At 38.7% G+C, this 16,101-nt stretch carries 18 protein-coding genes; 15 read left to right on the forward strand and 3 right to left on the reverse strand.

The window, feature by feature from the left end:
• Position 1: 1 nt before the first annotated feature.
• The 9 genes from ACFQZ9_RS17675 (at position 2) to sigK (ending at position 8,235) form a co-directional block, all read left to right on the forward strand.
• A complete protein-coding gene (locus ACFQZ9_RS17675; RefSeq protein WP_498944773.1) occupies positions 2 to 1,762 on the forward strand; it encodes a peptidoglycan D,D-transpeptidase FtsI family protein in 1,761 nt (586 codons plus the stop codon).
• 89 nt (positions 1,763 to 1,851) lie between these two features.
• On the forward strand, positions 1,852 to 2,511 hold the full coding sequence (locus tag ACFQZ9_RS17680; RefSeq protein WP_498944774.1) for a YrrS family protein: 660 nt from the start codon (positions 1,852 to 1,854) through the stop codon (positions 2,509 to 2,511).
• Positions 2,512 to 2,731: 220 nt separating this feature from the next.
• On the forward strand, positions 2,732 to 3,427 hold the full coding sequence (gene mtnN, locus ACFQZ9_RS17685) for a 5'-methylthioadenosine/S-adenosylhomocysteine nucleosidase (RefSeq protein ID WP_498944775.1): 696 nt from the start codon (positions 2,732 to 2,734) through the stop codon (positions 3,425 to 3,427).
• Between the two features lie 20 nt (positions 3,428 to 3,447).
• On the forward strand, positions 3,448 to 4,371 hold the full coding sequence (cysK, locus tag ACFQZ9_RS17690; RefSeq protein ID WP_198309265.1) for a cysteine synthase A: 924 nt from the start codon (positions 3,448 to 3,450) through the stop codon (positions 4,369 to 4,371).
• Between the two features lies 1 nt (position 4,372).
• A complete protein-coding gene (locus ACFQZ9_RS17695) occupies positions 4,373 to 5,506 on the forward strand; it encodes a bifunctional cystathionine gamma-lyase/homocysteine desulfhydrase (protein ID WP_498944776.1) in 1,134 nt (377 codons plus the stop codon).
• A 125-nt stretch (positions 5,507 to 5,631) separates the two neighbouring features.
• Complete coding sequence (locus ACFQZ9_RS17700; protein ID WP_198309263.1) at positions 5,632 to 5,889, forward strand: YrhC family protein; 258 nt, start codon at positions 5,632 to 5,634, stop codon at positions 5,887 to 5,889.
• A gap of 756 nt (positions 5,890 to 6,645) precedes the next feature.
• Positions 6,646 to 6,786, forward strand: a complete 141-nt coding sequence (locus ACFQZ9_RS17705; RefSeq protein ID WP_498944777.1) for a YrzI family small protein — start codon at positions 6,646 to 6,648, stop codon at positions 6,784 to 6,786.
• Between the two features lie 41 nt (positions 6,787 to 6,827).
• On the forward strand, positions 6,828 to 6,968 hold the full coding sequence (locus ACFQZ9_RS17710; RefSeq protein ID WP_498944778.1) for a YrzI family small protein: 141 nt from the start codon (positions 6,828 to 6,830) through the stop codon (positions 6,966 to 6,968).
• Between the two features lie 550 nt (positions 6,969 to 7,518).
• A complete protein-coding gene (sigK, locus tag ACFQZ9_RS17715) occupies positions 7,519 to 8,235 on the forward strand; it encodes an RNA polymerase sporulation sigma factor SigK (RefSeq protein ID WP_026572373.1) in 717 nt (238 codons plus the stop codon).
• A 20-nt stretch (positions 8,236 to 8,255) separates the two neighbouring features.
• On the opposite strand, the gene ACFQZ9_RS17720 is transcribed toward sigK, so the two are convergent.
• Complete coding sequence (locus ACFQZ9_RS17720; RefSeq protein WP_498944779.1) at positions 8,256 to 9,251, reverse strand: F510_1955 family glycosylhydrolase; 996 nt, start codon at positions 9,249 to 9,251, stop codon at positions 8,256 to 8,258.
• Positions 9,252 to 9,411: 160 nt separating this feature from the next.
• Between ACFQZ9_RS17720 and ACFQZ9_RS17725 the strand changes: the two genes are divergently transcribed.
• On the forward strand, positions 9,412 to 11,211 hold the full coding sequence (locus tag ACFQZ9_RS17725) for a M3 family oligoendopeptidase (RefSeq protein ID WP_498944780.1): 1,800 nt from the start codon (positions 9,412 to 9,414) through the stop codon (positions 11,209 to 11,211).
• A 53-nt stretch (positions 11,212 to 11,264) separates the two neighbouring features.
• Here ACFQZ9_RS17725 and pssA read toward each other — a convergent pair whose 3' ends face one another.
• Positions 11,265 to 11,804 carry a CDP-diacylglycerol--serine O-phosphatidyltransferase gene (pssA, locus tag ACFQZ9_RS17730; RefSeq protein WP_026572376.1) on the reverse strand — a complete coding sequence of 180 codons (540 nt, stop codon included), beginning with the start codon at positions 11,802 to 11,804 and terminating at the stop codon, positions 11,265 to 11,267.
• 129 nt (positions 11,805 to 11,933) lie between these two features.
• Between pssA and ACFQZ9_RS17735 the strand changes: the two genes are divergently transcribed.
• A complete protein-coding gene (locus ACFQZ9_RS17735) occupies positions 11,934 to 12,716 on the forward strand; it encodes a phosphatidylserine decarboxylase (protein WP_198309259.1) in 783 nt (260 codons plus the stop codon).
• Positions 12,717 to 12,794: 78 nt separating this feature from the next.
• Here the strand turns inward: ACFQZ9_RS17735 and ACFQZ9_RS17740 are convergent, their stop codons facing one another.
• Positions 12,795 to 12,935, reverse strand: coding sequence for a sporulation histidine kinase inhibitor Sda (locus ACFQZ9_RS17740; protein ID WP_133334487.1), 141 nt, complete (start codon positions 12,933 to 12,935; stop codon positions 12,795 to 12,797).
• A 380-nt stretch (positions 12,936 to 13,315) separates the two neighbouring features.
• Between ACFQZ9_RS17740 and ACFQZ9_RS17745 the strand changes: the two genes are divergently transcribed.
• From ACFQZ9_RS17745 to yhbY, 4 genes are read left to right on the forward strand one after another with little or no spacing between them, the layout of a single operon-like run.
• Positions 13,316 to 13,831 carry a YqeG family HAD IIIA-type phosphatase gene (locus ACFQZ9_RS17745; protein WP_026572379.1) on the forward strand — a complete coding sequence of 172 codons (516 nt, stop codon included), beginning with the start codon at positions 13,316 to 13,318 and terminating at the stop codon, positions 13,829 to 13,831.
• 3 nt (positions 13,832 to 13,834) lie between these two features.
• A complete protein-coding gene (gene yqeH / locus ACFQZ9_RS17750; protein ID WP_498944781.1) occupies positions 13,835 to 14,941 on the forward strand; it encodes a ribosome biogenesis GTPase YqeH in 1,107 nt (368 codons plus the stop codon).
• Between the two features lie 22 nt (positions 14,942 to 14,963).
• Entirely contained in the window at positions 14,964 to 15,812 is an 849-nt protein-coding gene (gene aroE, locus ACFQZ9_RS17755; protein ID WP_198309257.1) for a shikimate dehydrogenase, read from the forward strand.
• Positions 15,799 to 16,089, forward strand: a complete 291-nt coding sequence (yhbY, locus tag ACFQZ9_RS17760) for a ribosome assembly RNA-binding protein YhbY (protein WP_198309256.1) — start codon at positions 15,799 to 15,801, stop codon at positions 16,087 to 16,089. The genes aroE and yhbY overlap by 14 nt, the downstream gene beginning before the upstream one ends.
• Positions 16,090 to 16,101 lie beyond the last annotated feature (12 nt).

Below are 16,101 nucleotides of genomic sequence, written 5' to 3' on the forward strand. Positions count from 1 at the left end.
TATGTGGAGAAGACGAGCAAAAGGATGGCTTTTCATTTGTATTTTCTTTTTAACGTTTTTATTATTCCGGCTTATGCAGATTCAATTAATGGATACAGAGTCTTTCTCCAAGCATCATATTAATTTGTTGGAGGAAAGCGTTAAACAGCGAACTCAGGAATTAGTGATTGACAATGGCAGAGGGGATTTTCTGGACCGGAATGGAGATATGCTGGGCTATAAAAAGGAATCTGTTCTTGTGCTTTTTCCTTTTTTGAAAAAAATGGATTGGGATGTTGAGAAGGTTTCGTCCATTTCTGGTATTCCTCAGGAATCTCTTCAGCAAGCGATTAAAACAGCAAAAAAACCATTTGCCTATGGGAATCCAGAACCATTGGAATTAACCCATTCACAGGTGGAAAGAATCAATGCACTGGAAATTCCAGGTGTCTTTGCGATTGATAAAAAGTTTGAAAGGGCAACTGTTCCCGCTGAGCAATTAATTGGACTTACAGGTGAGAATACAAAGGTATTGATGGAGCGTTATCCAAAAAAGGATCTCCCAAGGGAGACCTTAATCGGAGTGTCCGGCTTAGAGAAAAGCTTTGATGAATTCCTCCTTCCTGAAGGGAAATCCAAGCTTGTTTATCATGTTGATGGTGATGGTTCTCCACTATTCGGGATAAATGTAAAATATGTTGACCCTGCCAATCCGTTTTATCCCGTTAATGTAAAAACCACCATTGATAAAACGATCCAGCAAAAGGCAGAGGAATTAGTCGATCAATATCAAATTAAAAAGGGCGGTTTAGTGCTTTTAGATATTAAAGATAACAGTATTCTAGCAATGGTATCCCGTCCTCATGTAAATAAACAGGATCCATTCAGTAGTTCAGGAGTCACCAATCGAATGTTGAAGCAGCAAATTATGGGGTCCGTTTTTAAAACTGTGGTAGCTGCGGCAGCGATCGATCATAATCTAGATAATCCGGCAAGGCTTTTTAATTGCAGCGAGAAAATTAATGGTCAACCTGAGCTGAAATATGATTATGGAGAATTGAATTTTTCCGAAAGCTTTGCCAGAAGCTGTAATCGTACCTTCGGTGAGCTGGTAAAAGAATTACAAAAAATTGATCCAACCCTTTTAGAGCAATACGCAGCTAAATTATCATTATTAGGTCCAGTAGGCTGGATGGGGGATGTTTACCATACCAATGATTTTAAACAGCTCAGTGAAGAGGAGAAGGGCAGAGTATTTCTATCTGATGCAGCCAGAAATGACCCTAATTACGCTGCTATGTCCGGCATTGGCCAACATGAGGTAAGGGCAACCCCAGTAGCTGTTGCTAATATGATGGCAGCCATTGCAAGGGGGGGTAAAAAAGAAATGGTCAGAGCGGTGTCTAAGATTGAATATAAAAATGGGACAACCATGGTGAATTTTCCACTGCAGGATTTGGCCGGTGATACTATTTCCCCTTATACCGCTATGAAATTGCAAAAATTGTTAAGGGAAGTTGTAAAAAACCCTAATGGTACGGGAAAATGGTTTCAGAACCTGCCCTATGAGGTTGCCGGGAAATCAGGTACTGCTGAAACGGGTAAGTATCAGGACGGAAAGCAGCTTCATAATAAATGGTTTGCAGGGTATTTTCCTTATGAGAACCCTAAATATGCGCTTGTAGCAGTAAATTTAGATGTGTATGACAATGAGGGCGGGGTTAATTTATTATTTGCTGACATGGTCAAAATGCTGTATCAACATGATCATGGTGAAGAATAGTACTTTTCGATTGGTTTAAGGGATATCTCTTCAAGTTCACGGCAATTCATGTTAGAATGTTGACAGCTTTACTTTTAGGAGGGATTAACTTGAATAATGATTACGATTCGCGTTCTGGATACCGTGCTAAACGAAAAAAGACGAATCTTATTTTAAATAGTTTAATTGTTATTGTAGTCGTCTTAATTGTTTTTGTTGCTTACAAAATCTTTGCATCAGGTGATGATAGTGCATCACCGAAAAAAGATGTTCAACATACAGCCGAAAAACAAACGGAACAAAAAAAGGATCAAAATGAAACTGCTAAGGAAACCAGCACTGCTGCTGAAAATGATACGGGGTCCACTGATACATCAACAGACGGGTCAACGGTTGAAGACCAACAAAACAGCGATGATACTTCTACTGAAGGATCAGATGATTCAAAAGTTGAAGATGACGGAAGTACAGCTGATGAAAAAACAACTGAAAATAAGGATTGGGAACCAGTTGGTACTACGCAAACAGGTGAACATACTCCTGTGTATGATACAAGCTCAACGGACTGGCAGGAAATGCTAAATGCAATTTCCTCTGCAACCGGTTTGGACCAAAATAATATGATTGTTTGGCATTTAGGTCGGGACCGAAGCAAGCAGAATGCATCCGTAGGAACGGTATCCTCAAAAGACAAAAAGCAAAATTATACGGTTTATATCGAATGGGTGGACGGTCAAGGCTGGAAACCAACCAAAGTAGAAGAAAAGTAAGGGATGGGTCTCTAACGACCCATCCTTTTTCGCGCAATTCTGTTTAATACAGCCCTGTTTCAAAAGATGGTAAAATAATGTTTGCGGATATGTAAGTTTAATCCGAGGAAAAATTATAATAGGTAAAAAAGATGGCTTTGATTATCTGGCAAACAATTGGGTATTGGAATACTATAAAAAAAGCCAAGGGACCGAAGCTGGAAAAGAAAGAGGTTTAATAATGAAAATTGCAATCATTGGAGCTATGGAAGAAGAAGTAACCTTACTAAGAGATCATATCAATGGGAGTAAACAAGAAACAGTGGCAGGCTGTGAATTTACATTTGGCCAAATGCATGGGGCTGAAGTGATTTTGCTCCGTTCCGGAATTGGAAAAGTAAATGCGGCCATGTCAACGACTATTCTCCTTGAAAAATATAAGCCTGACTATATTCTTAATACAGGATCTGCAGGAGGCTTTAACCCATCACTTAACGTAGGGGATGCGGTGATATCAACTGAGGTTCGTCATCATGATGTAGATGTAACGGCTTTTGGCTATGAATATGGGCAGGTTCCCCAGCTCCCTGCTGCATTTACCGCAGATGAAAAATTAATTTCCATAGCAGAAGAAGCAGCAAAAGAGCTAGAAAATTTCCAAATTGTTAAAGGCTTAATCGCTACAGGAGATTCCTTCATGGAGGACCCTGCACGCGTTGATTTTGTCCGTTCTAAATTTAATGACCTGCAGGCTGTTGAAATGGAAGCTGCTGCAATTGCACAAGTAGCCCATCAATTCGGTATTCCATTTGTCATCATTCGTTCCCTTTCAGATATTGCAGGTAAAGAATCAGAAGTTTCCTTTGACCAGTTTATTGATCAGGCAGCACGTCATTCAGCTACTTTAGTAATGAAAATGGTAGCAGCATTAAGATAGACTTTGAAAGTGGTGGAAAAATGAATGTTTACAAAAATGTTCATGAATTAATTGGTCATACACCCATGGTAGAAATTACGCAGTTTCCATTACCTACGGGTGTTCGTATATTTGCAAAGCTGGAGTTCATGAATCCGGGTGGCAGTGTAAAGGACCGGCTCGGTGTTGAATTACTGAACGATGCTATTAAGAGTGGAAAAATACGTGAAGGCAGTACTGTCATCGAACCGACCGCAGGAAATACGGGGATTGGCCTGGCACTTGCAGCCATCAATAAAGGCATCCAGATCATTTTATGTGTACCGGAAAAATTCAGTATTGAAAAACAGGAGTTAATGAAGGCGCTTGGCGCAAAAATTGTTCACACTCCAACGGAAAAAGGAATGAAGGGAGCTATTGCAAGAGCAGAGGAGCTTCTTAAGGAAATTCCGAATTCTTATTGTCCACAGCAATTTGGTAATCCAGCAAATCCTGAGACGTATTATAAAACACTCGGCCCGGAAATTTGGGAGCAGTTGGATGGCCAGGTGGATGTTTTTATAGCTGGAGCAGGAACTGGCGGAACTTTTATGGGAACGGCCCGGTATTTAAAGGACCAGAAAAAAGAAGTAAAAACAGTTATCGTAGAACCGGAGGGATCCATCTTAAATGGAGGCGAATCAGGTCCGCATAAAACGGAAGGAATTGGAATGGAGTTTCTTCCAGGATATATGGACCCAGCCTATTTTGATTCGATTCATACGGTTTCTGATGACGATGCTTTTGCCCTTGTAAAGGAATTAGCAGCAAAAGAGGGCCTGCTGGTCGGAAGCTCTACAGGTGCGGCATTTTATGCTGCCTTAAAAGAAGCAGAAATAGCAAAACCAGGGACAAATATTGTTGTCATCTTCCCTGATGGCAGTGAACGATACTTGAGTAAAAAGATTTTTGAAGGGGGAGTTTAGGGTGAAAAGGAAAACAAAATTAATTCATGGCGGCATTAGTGAAGACCCTGCAACAGGTGCGGTATCATTTCCAATTTATCAAGTAAGTACGTATAAACAAGAGGGGGTTGGAGGACATAAAGGTTTTGAGTACTCTCGAACCGGGAATCCAACCAGACACGCACTTGAAGAGCTGATTAAAGATATTGAGGGCGGTAAGGCAGGTTTTGCCTTTGGCTCCGGAATGGCGGCGATTACTGCCGTTTTCATGCTGTTTAACAGCGGTGATCATGTCATTCTAACAGATGATGTATATGGTGGTACCTTCCGTGTGATGACCAAGGTCTTAAACAGAGTTGGGATCGATTCCACTTTTGTTGATACAAGCAATTTAGAAAATATTAAAAAGGAAATCAGACCAAACACAAAAGCCATTTACTTAGAAACACCAACCAATCCGCTTTTAAAGGTAACTGATATCGAAGCAGCGGCTAGGATGGCAAAAGAACATAATCTGTTAACGATTGTTGATAATACCTTCTCAACACCGTATTGGCAAAACCCGCTTGAGTTTGGGGCGGATATTGTCCTTCATAGTGCGACTAAATATATTGGTGGGCATAGTGATGTCGTTGCAGGTCTAGTGGTAGTGAACGATGACCAGCTTGCCGAAGACCTTCATTTTGTTCAAAATTCCACTGGCGGAATTTTAGGACCTCAGGACTCATGGCTTCTGATTAGAGGGATAAAAACATTAGGGATTCGCATGGAAGAAACGGAAGCGAATACAAAGGCAATTGTTGAATTTTTGCAATCACACCCTAAAGTGAAAAAGGTCTATTATCCTGGGCTTGAAACCCATCCGAATCATGCTATTGCCAAAAAACAAGCCCGCGGTTTTGGCGGTATGGTTTCATTTGATGTTGGCAGTGCGGAAAATGCCGACAAATTATTAAGCAAGGTAAAATACTTTACTTTAGCTGAAAGTCTCGGCGCTGTAGAAAGTTTAATTTCTGTGCCGGCTAGAATGACGCATGCATCAATCCCTGCCGAACGTCGTGCAGAATTAGGAATTGTAGATGGTTTGGTCCGTATTTCCGTAGGACTTGAGGATGTTGAAGATCTAATTGACGATTTAAAACAAGCTTTAGAATAATCTTTTGGCCCGGCTCATGCAGCTGGGTTTTTCAGTTCACTTTTTTCTAAAATTTACATCCTCTTTCCATTTTGTTTATATGGTAAAGTAGGTTAGTAGATTCTAAGAAAAGCAGGTGAAAAGCATTGAAAACACAAACAAAACATCTTTATGAGAAGATGGTGGACTTTAAACGGTTTGCAACTGTCTTATTAGCTGTCGGTGTCTTTTTTTACTTAGGCGTAATCATTCCATCCGGGTCAAAGGATCCAACGGATTTAAATATTATGATGATTGTATCAGCAAGTTTTTTAGCTGTTTCCATTTTATTTTTTGCTCAGTCGAAATTGCACAAAATGAAATTAATGGAAATGGAAGATGACCAGGAACATTCCTCAAATTAATAAGCGTTCCAAAAGTGACGTCAAATTATCGAGAAAGTTAATTTTTCCGGCAATTTTTAATTTTGTTAAACGATCTTTATTAAAAGATTGTCCATGCTAATGTGCATGTTGATTGGAGCGGAAGGCACGAAGACTCCTGCGGGAGTACGGGGCAGGGGAGACCCCGCAGGAGCAGAGCGACGAGGAGGCTCCCCGGCACGCCCGCGGAAAGCGAAGTGCCTGGAGCGTAAATCAACAAACCAGTTGAACAGCCTATATATTAGGCTTTTTTTATAAATTAACGCAGTATATTGTTAAAGAAAGTGAATGAAATAAAAGGCTATGAAAGTTTTTCGACAGCTTGAGCGTTCCTAAAAGGGACGCTTATTTTTTTTGCCTATTTTGAAAAAAATGTTAAAAAAAGGTTTACAAAGTAATGTGATGTGGATATAATTACCGTAGTTAGTAAAAAATTCTAAAAGGAGGTCGAATCAAATGATGATGGTATTAATTCCAACAGCAGCGAAATTTAATAAACTAAATAATGTGCATTCGACCAGACTGGAATGGATTGCTTAACGTATTTTACAATACATATCCATGCCGCAGGGAGAATGACGCCTTGCGGTATTTTTGTGCCTAAAATTAGCTAATGCTAAAAAGCCGCAGGAGGAGTTGCTTCTTGCGGCCTTTTTGTGCCCTTTTTACAGTCCCTTTGGATATGTACTGCATAATGTGTAGAGGTTGTGTAAATTTCTTTAAAGGAGGTGAACCAAAATGACCCTGAATATTTTATTCTTTTCAATTACGATTAAAAAGCGAAAAATGAGCCTAGAAGAAGCTGCTCAGCAGGAAATGGTTGAAAAGCTCTATGAGCAAACAAAAGATCGTCAAAGCTCCATGTATCACATATTTTAATTGCTGCTAAAAAATAAATCCGTTTTAGGAGGTGAAATCAAATGACCCTGAATATTTTATTTCTTTCGATTACAATTAAGAAACGCCGGATCAGTGTTGAGGAAGCAATGCATCAAGAAATGGTAGAGAGACTTTACGAGGAAAATAGAGATCGGCAAATTTCCATGCATCATTGGATGTAAGTATCAAAAATTCGCTAACAAAGAAAGGTGGTTTTATATATGATTTATTTCATTCAAGGAAGAAAAGCTAGTTTGTGGGTTATGAAAGATACCACCTAACGAACGTTAAATAGGAGGTTATGGTAATGCCGTTGCATTTTGTTTTATTATCACTTTTCCTAAGGGCTAAGAAAAAGAAGTCATCCTGAATCTGTTTATCCTATGCTTTGATTGTTAACAAAATGTTCACAACCCTTGAAGATAGATACTGTGAAAATATGATAAATTCTAATTAGACATAGCAGAATCATTCTTAAAGGGGTGGGGAATATGTTGTTTATGGTTGCACTTTCTCTTGTCATTACAGGAGCGATTGCCTGTTATATCGCCGCAGAGGTAGCAGCATAATGATTAAACTCAAGCACCAATCGTTCCAATGGTTGGTGCTTTTTTTAATTGATTCTTAAAATACTTTAATAAATAAAAAATAATGGACAGACACAATCTCCCTGTTTTCTACATAGGAATTAGTTATAGGCACTAGTCTAATATGGCTCGGGGGTGGATATGCATGTCTGGAATTTTTACGGCTCTCGGTTATTTAGTAAAGGAATTTCTTTTTCTTGTCTCCTATGTAAAAAATAATGCCTTTCCACAGCCCTTGTCTGCTGCTGAGGAAAGAAAATATCTTCGTTTAATGGCAGAAGGGGATTCACATGCACGCAATATGCTGATTGAACATAATCTTCGTCTTGTCGCCCATATCGTCAAAAAGTTTGAAAATACTGGAGAGGATTCAGAGGATTTAATTTCAATCGGAACCATTGGATTGATTAAAGCAATCGAGAGTTATTCTGAAGGAAAAGGCACAAAGCTTGCCACTTATGCGGCGAGATGTATTGAAAATGAAATTCTCATGCACTTAAGGGCTCTAAAGAAAACAAAAAAAGATGTTTCCCTTCACGATCCGATTGGGCAGGACAAAGAAGGAAACGAAATTTCTCTCATTGATGTACTCAAATCAGAATCAGAGGATGTCATTGACACCATTCAATTGAATATGGAACTAGAAAAAATCAGAAAATACATTGATGTACTTGATGATCGGGAAAAAGAAGTCATTATTGGCCGCTTTGGACTTGATTTGCAAAAAGAAAAAACCCAACGGGAAATTGCAAAAGAACTTGGGATTTCAAGAAGCTATGTATCGAGGATTGAAAAGCGTGCACTCATGAAAATGTTCCATGAATTTTATCGAGCGGAGAAAGAGCGAAAGAAAAATCGCTAATGTAAAAAATGGAGCAGGGATTAATCCTGCTCCATTTTTCCATTCTTTAAGAGGACCTTCCAATTCTTACCGCCATCTGTTGTTTCATATACATCATTCTTATAGGTTATGAAAGCTATTTCCTTCTTGTTTTTCGGATTAACCGCTAAATAAGTAATCGGATTATCATAATCCAAGAAAGGGATCTTCCAATTTTTTTGGCTTTCTTTTTTAGGGTTAATGGTTTTTAATAGGATGTTTCCATCTTCGACACTTGAATATAAAAGATCATTATCCATAAATGTTAGGGCAGTTACCATAACAGGCTTTGTAATCAACTTCATTGTATTTCCATTGTCTTCTGAGTAATAAATACCAGACCTTGTTGACATGGCCATAATATCACCGTTAACAGGATGAACGGCAATCATGCCAAGTGAATCAGCGCTAAAATCTTTGAATTCACTTTTCTTCCAGCTTTTTCCGTTATCTTTTGAGTAATTGACACCGGGAGCGAATTCTCCGCTTTGTTCTTCATTAATAACGTAGATTCCATTTCCTGAAAAGCTTGCGGCCATGAAATGAAAATCCTTTTGTCCGTAAAAAGCCATCTGTTCTATTGTTTTGCCTTTATCGGTACTTTGAACTAATCCGAGCGGATTCTTTAAATCCGTTCCTTTTTGCGGATGACCGCTTGCCAAAAATCCTTTTTCAGTTGCTTGAAATCCCATATAGTCATGGAGATTAGAGGTTGTTTCAAACCATTTTGAATCCTTATACATTTTCAAGCCATCATGGGCGGCAATATAAAGCTTATTGTCATTGCCGGGATAACCAATCCCATGGATATGATCCACTTTAAAAGTCTTTGCCTCCATAATCTGATACGGAATGTCGGCCTTAGAATTTTTTGTTTCTTCTTGTGGCTTCTGGCTTTGATTTTTATTTGAGCAGCCGGCGGCAACCATCATTAATCCTAATAAAATAGTAAAAGTAATCTTTTGAATCTTCACTTCTTCTCCTCCTGAACGAACCAAAAATCACAATCCTCCACGGATCTTTTGATAAATCCTTTTCCTTCCACTTATACCCCAGTCCTTGCAAAGTTGTCAAATTTCTAATTACTTTTCCTGAAAATAGAATTCTTTGAAAAATAAACATATAATAAATTTGTACATATATAAAGGAGGGAAAACATTGACAGCCGTTACATATTCAGATGTCTGGAATCTAGATGTGTTTTTTAAAGGTGGGAGTGATTCTCCTGAATTTGCCAATCACTTACAAAAAACAGAACAATTAATTCAGCTTTTTCAAACAAAGGTTAATCAGTGGACACCCAAAAATAATCTGGAGGATAAGGTCTATTTACATGAGTTATTAGTAGATTTTGAGAGCGTTGCCAAAAAGCTGCGTCAAGCTGGGGCATTTGCTGGCTGTCTGCAGGCACAAAATACGGAGGACCAAAAGGCAAACCAACTTGATTCGAAAGTAACGAGTTTAAGTGCTGTTTTTCAGACAGCTCTTGCAGGCTTTGACAACCTACTAACTTCAATTGGCGATTCCATTTGGGGACAAATGCTAAAGGATGAGTCCTTGAACGAACTATCTTTTGTGTTAAATGAACGCCGAGAACGGGCGAAAGATAAATTATCGAAGGAAGAAGAGGCATTAATCAATGCCCTTGGGGTAGATGGCTACCATGGATGGGGACAGTTATATGATTTAATTGTAGGGAAAATTAAAATTCCATTTACAGAAAATAGCGAAGAAAAGCTGCTGTCAGTCGGTCAGGCATTTAATAAATTTTCAAGCCCTAATCGTGAGATTCGCGCCGCAGTATTTGAAAATTGGGAGCTAGCCTGGGGAGATCAGGCAGACCTTTTAGCTAAAACATTGAATCACCTAGCAGGCTTTCGTTTAAGTGTTTACGAAAAAAGAGGTTGGGACGATGTGCTAAGGGAACCTCTTACCATTAGCCGCATGGAAAAAGCAACACTTGAAACGATGTGGAAAGTAATAACAGAAAGTAAGGATCTGCTTGTTCAATATTTAAACCGAAAAGCAAAACTGCTGGGATTAGAAAAATTGAGTTGGTTTGATTTAGATGCCCTATATGGCAAGACGGAATCTAAAGTTTCTTATCAGGAAGGTGCAGAATTTATCCAACAGCAGTTTTCACATTTTGGAGAAAAAATGGCGGCATTTGCCCAAAAGGCTTTTGAAGAACATTGGATTGAAGGCGAGGATCGTCCTGGAAAAGCACCAGGTGGTTTTTGTACCTTTTTTCCGGAAAGTAATCAATCACGAATTTTCATGACCTATTCCGGGACTCCCTCCAATGTCTCCACCCTTGCACATGAATTAGGGCACGGTTTCCACACATTTGCGATGAAGGGTGTTCACTATTTAAATCGAAATTATGCAATGAATGTTGCGGAAACAGCTTCTACCTTCGCTGAAATGATTGTTGCCGATGCCGCCGTAAAAAATGCAAAAAATGAAGAAGAAAAACTTGTTCTCCTAGACGATAAAATTCAAAGAACGGTTGCCCTATTAATGAATATTCACGCGAGGTTCTTGTTCGAAACAAGCTTTTATGAAGAAAGAAAACAAGGTCCTGTGTCATCAACAAGGTTAAATGAACTGATGCTCTCGGCGCAAAAAGAAGCGTATTGTGATGCCTTAGATGAATACCATCCATTATTCTGGGCCTCAAAACTTCATTTCTTTATTACAGGGGTACCGTTTTATAACTTCCCGTATACCTTTGGATATTTATTCTCATTGGGGATTTATGCAAAGGCTCTTGCGGAAGGAAAAGGATACGAAGAAAAGTATATTGCCTTACTGAGGGATACTGCTTCCATGAGCGTAGAGGATCTTGCAGAGAAGCATCTGCAGGTAGATTTGACCAAAAAGGATTTCTGGGAACAGGCCGTAAAACCTTGCTTGGATGATATTGTCGAATTCCTTGAATTAACGAAGGATAAGTAAGAACAATAAGCAAAAAGCCCGGCAAAAAGAATCGCCGGGCTTTTTCGATTAAATTATACTTTTTTAAGTTTAAAGGAACTGACCATAAGAAATGATAAAATAATAATGATGAATAAGAAGGTTTGAGGCGGCAGATAGGGAATAGCAAGAAAGCTTAGGGTGACTAAACAGCCTGCTGCTGTAATCGGTAATCCTGTAAAATAGCCATTGCTTTCAGTAATGTTAAAACGTGCTAATCTAAAAGCACCACATCCGATATAAAATACAGTAAAAAACGATCCGGGACCGCCAAAATCGTTTAAGATTCCTTGATACAATAATAGTGCCGGTGCGACTCCGAATGATATAATATCACTCATGGAATCCAATTGTTTACCTAGCTCTGATTCAATGTTGAACTTTCTGGCAATCATACCGTCAAATCGATCTGCTAACGCTGCAATAAAGATTAATAACAGGCTTAATCTTAGGTTTCCGTGAATTCCTAAAACAATTGCAAAACCGCCTAATGATAGGTTTGTTAAGGTGATAACATTCGCTGTTTGGCTTTTAAGTTTTTTTATTGTTTGATCAACAACGTCCGATAAAAACATTTCCGCTCACTCCTTTTTAATTAAACGGGAGAGAATCAATTTTTCTAAGTATTTACTCTATAATATTTAATACTAAGGGTTTTATGACTAATCGTAAAGAGTATTTTTACACTATTTGGGGGGAATTCAATGCTACAGCCTTTTTATCGGCTACTAATCGAATTAACAAATGGAAGGTGGACATCGTTCCTGTTAAAACGGTTTGCCCGTTCTCGAATAAGCCGGATTGCTGTCCCGTCCTTTGCAAGGGTTTATCGATTAAATCAGGAGGATATCGAAAATTCCTTTCAAGATTTTCCTACACTTCATGATCTTTTTATTCGAAAGCTGCGGAAAGATGCGAGACCGGTGGATCTAAGTTCAAATGCAGTTGTAAGCCCGGTAGATGCCGTAATTGAAGATATTGGACCCATAAAAGAAACCAGCGAAATTGTGGTTAAGGGTAAAATCTATTCAATAGAAGAGATGCTGGGAGATCATTCAGTGTTAGAAAAGTATTTAAATGGGAAGTACATTATTCTTTATTTGAGTCCAAGTCATTATCATCGCATTCATAGTCCCGTTGATGGCACCATTACAAAACAATGGACTTTAGGAAGGAAATCCTATCCGGTGAACAAATGGGGCCTGAAATATGGTGTAAGAACCCTTGCAAAAAACTTCCGGGTGATCACGGAGCTTGAAACTCAATTTGGACATGCGGCTGTTGTAAAAGTGGGGGCTATGTTTGTTAATTCGATTGAAACCACCCACAATGGAAGTCAATTAAAAAAAGGCGAAGAAATGGCTTATTTTAGTTTTGGTTCCACCGTGGTCTTACTATTTGAAAAAGGGATGTTCGAAATGGACTCCTCTATCCATCCGCCAAAAGAAATTAAGGTTGGAGAGAAAATCGGAAAAATTGGTAAATGAACCTGCGATCACGGCACTTAAATGTGCCGTTTTCAAATGCAAAGAAAAAAGCCCGTAATCGGGCGTATTCAAAAATGGTTAGGAAGAAATTTTAATTTTATTAAATAGAGAACGCCGGTGAATTTCCGTTTCAATGAGGCGAATAAAATCAGTACTTAAATTTAATTCTCTAGCTTTATAATAGGATTCAATCAATAATTCATCTGAAAGTTTACGCATGGCAGAATTCACCTCCAATTTAATGGTTCTAAAAAGATAAAAACAAACATATAATGTAGATTCATTTGCTGTAACCTAAATCTACCAAATATATTAAATTAGAACAACCGTTCCAGTTATCCACATAAATGGGTGGATAACTTGTGATTAATTTGTTTATAAATTTTCAAAATCTGGATATTTCAATGGGTATAATGTTAATAATGTTATCCACAAAAGCCTGAAAGGGAGGATTTTGTCGAAAAATATTTTTAAATAAATAATATACTTTGAAACAAAGGGTAAAATTGGTTATGATGATACAAGGAAAAGCAGAGCAGCTTGATTTGGTGCTTGAGCTAGATAATTCTTAAAGTCCTATTTAATGAGGTGTAAGCTTCGTGTTAAAGCAATTTTTACCGGATGAACATGTGAAGAGCATTCTAGACATAAATCCAAATGAATTAAAAAAACGAGGGATTAAGGGAATTATTACGGATTTAGATAATACCCTTGTCGAGTGGGACCGTCCCAATGCAACCCCTCAATTAATTTCTTGGTTTGATGAAATGAAAAAACATAATATTCTTGTCACGATTGTTTCAAATAATAATGAAGATCGTGTGAAGGCATTTTCTGACCCGCTGAAAATTCCGTTTATCTTTCGAGCGCGTAAGCCGATGGGACCTGCTTTCCAGAAGGCGATTTCCCAAATGGGCATTAAAAAAGAAGAAACAGTGGTAATTGGGGATCAGCTATTAACAGATGTACTAGGCGGGAATCGGAGCGGGTTATATACCATCCTTGTCGTACCTGTTGCGCAAACCGATGGGTTTTTTACTAAATTCAACCGTTTTGCCGAACGAAGAATTATGAATTGGTTTCGTAAAAGAGGCTTAATTCAATGGGAGGATTAAAGTGTGAGTGAACAGCAAAATATTTGCATGGGCTGCGGTGTTAAGGTTCAGACGGAGGACCCAAGTGAATTGGGTTACGCACCGAAAGCTGCATTAGATAAAGAAATCTTAATTTGTCAAAGATGTTTTCGGTTAAAGCATTATAATGAAGTTCAAGACGTCAGCCTTACCGATGATGACTTTTTAAAAATATTAAATGGACTTGGCAGCACAGATGCTCTGATTGTCATGCTAGTTGATATCTTTGATTTTAATGGCAGCTGGCTTCCTGGTTTACACCGGTTTGTTGGTAATAATAAGGTATTACTTGTTGGAAATAAGGTGGATTTATTACCGAAGTCGGTAAAGCATCATAAATTAATCAACTGGATGAAACAGGAATCAAGAGACCTAGGCTTAAGACCGGAGGAAATTCTTCTCGTTAGTGCGGCCAAAGGGCAGTATATTAAAGAGGCAGCAGCCGTTATTGATGAAATGCGTGGCGGAAAGGATGTATATGTTGTCGGTTGTACCAATGTAGGAAAATCTACTTTTATTAATCGAATTATTAAAGAAGTGACAGGGGAAGAGGATGTGATTACCACATCACATTTTCCTGGGACTACCTTGGATATTATTCAAATCCCGCTTGATGATGGAAAATCCTTAACTGACACACCTGGAATTATTAATCACCATCAAATGGCCCATTTTGTTGATAAACGTGATTTGAAAGTGATTACACCGAAAAAAGAAATCAAGCCAAAGGTGTTTCAATTAAATGAAGGACAGACTTTATTTTTTGGCGGACTGGCAAGATTTGATTATGTCAGTGGGGGTCGAAAATCTTTTGTATGTTACGTTTCAAATGAATTAAATATTCACCGGACAAAGTCAGAAAACGCGGAAGACCTGTATCAAAATCATGTTGGCGAGATGCTGACCCCTCCACGACAGGAGCAGCTGGATACGTTTCCGGAGCTTGTCAAACAAGAATTTGTGATTAAAGAAGGAAAAACAGATGTTGTTTTTTCCGGACTCGGCTGGGTAACCATTAACGAACCCGGTGCAACCGTCGTTGCATACGTACCAAAAGGCGTACAAACCTTATTAAGGAAATCATTAATATAAAAAAGAGATCGGGGAGAAACAGGTGAAAAAGCTTTTTGCAGTGTTGGGAGATCCGATTGGGCACTCAATGTCCCCAGTCATGCACAATGACTTATTTTCTTTTTATAATATCGATGCGGATTATCTCCCATTTCAAGTGAAACCAGAGAATTTAGGGGATGCCGTAAAAGGCTTAAAAGCCATCGGTGCCGGGGGATTTAATGTTACTATACCGCATAAAAGTGCAATCATCCCTTTTTTGGATGAAGTGGATGAATTAGCTCTTCAGATTGGGGCAGTTAATACAGTTGTAAATGAAAACGGTAAATTGATTGGCTATAATACAGATGGACTGGGTTTTTTAAAAGGCTTGGCTGATGAGGGTCTTTCAATAACCGAAAGCAAAGTATTAATTATTGGTGCTGGCGGGGCAGCAAGGGGGATTTATTTTACAATTGCAAAAAGCGGACCAAAAGCTGTCGATATTGCCAATCGGACGGTTGAAAAGGCTGCGAAATTGGTTGATGAATGTCCATTCCAAATCCCTTCAAAAGCGATTTCGTTAACCGAAGCTGCTGAAAAAATGGGGGAATATGACTTAATTATTCAAACGACCATGAGTGGGATGTCCCCAAATCTTGATGAGCAGCCAGTAAGCATGGAAAATATTCAAGATCAGGCACTTGTTTGTGATATCATATACAATCCGCTTGAAACAAAGCTTTTACGAGAAGCAAAACAAAAAGGTGCCAGGATTCAAATTGGAATAGAGATGTTTGTGTATCAAGGGGCGCTTGCATTTGAAAAATGGACAGGTATTTTCCCTGATGCTAAAAGAATGAGAGAGAATGTTTTACAACAGCTGGGAGGCACATCAAATGTTAACAGGTAAACAAAAAAGGTTTTTACGATCAAAAGCACATCACCTAGACCCTATTTTTCAAGTAGGGAAGGGTGGCGTAAATGAAAATATGATTAAACAAATTTCGGAAGCCTTAGAGGCAAGGGAATTGTTTAAGATCAGCATTTTGCAAAACTGTGATGAAGATAAAAATGTAGTGGCTGAGCAGCTTGCTGAAGGAACCGGGGCTGAAATTGTCCAAATTATTGGTCATACAATTGTCCTCTATAAGGAATCCCTCGAAAAAAAGCAAATTGTACTACCATAAGAAACTAGGGAG

Source organism: Neobacillus sp. GCM10027624, from assembly GCF_042675345.1.
Taxonomy (GTDB): Bacteria; Bacillota; Bacilli; order Bacillales; family Cytobacillaceae; genus Neobacillus; species Neobacillus cucumis_D.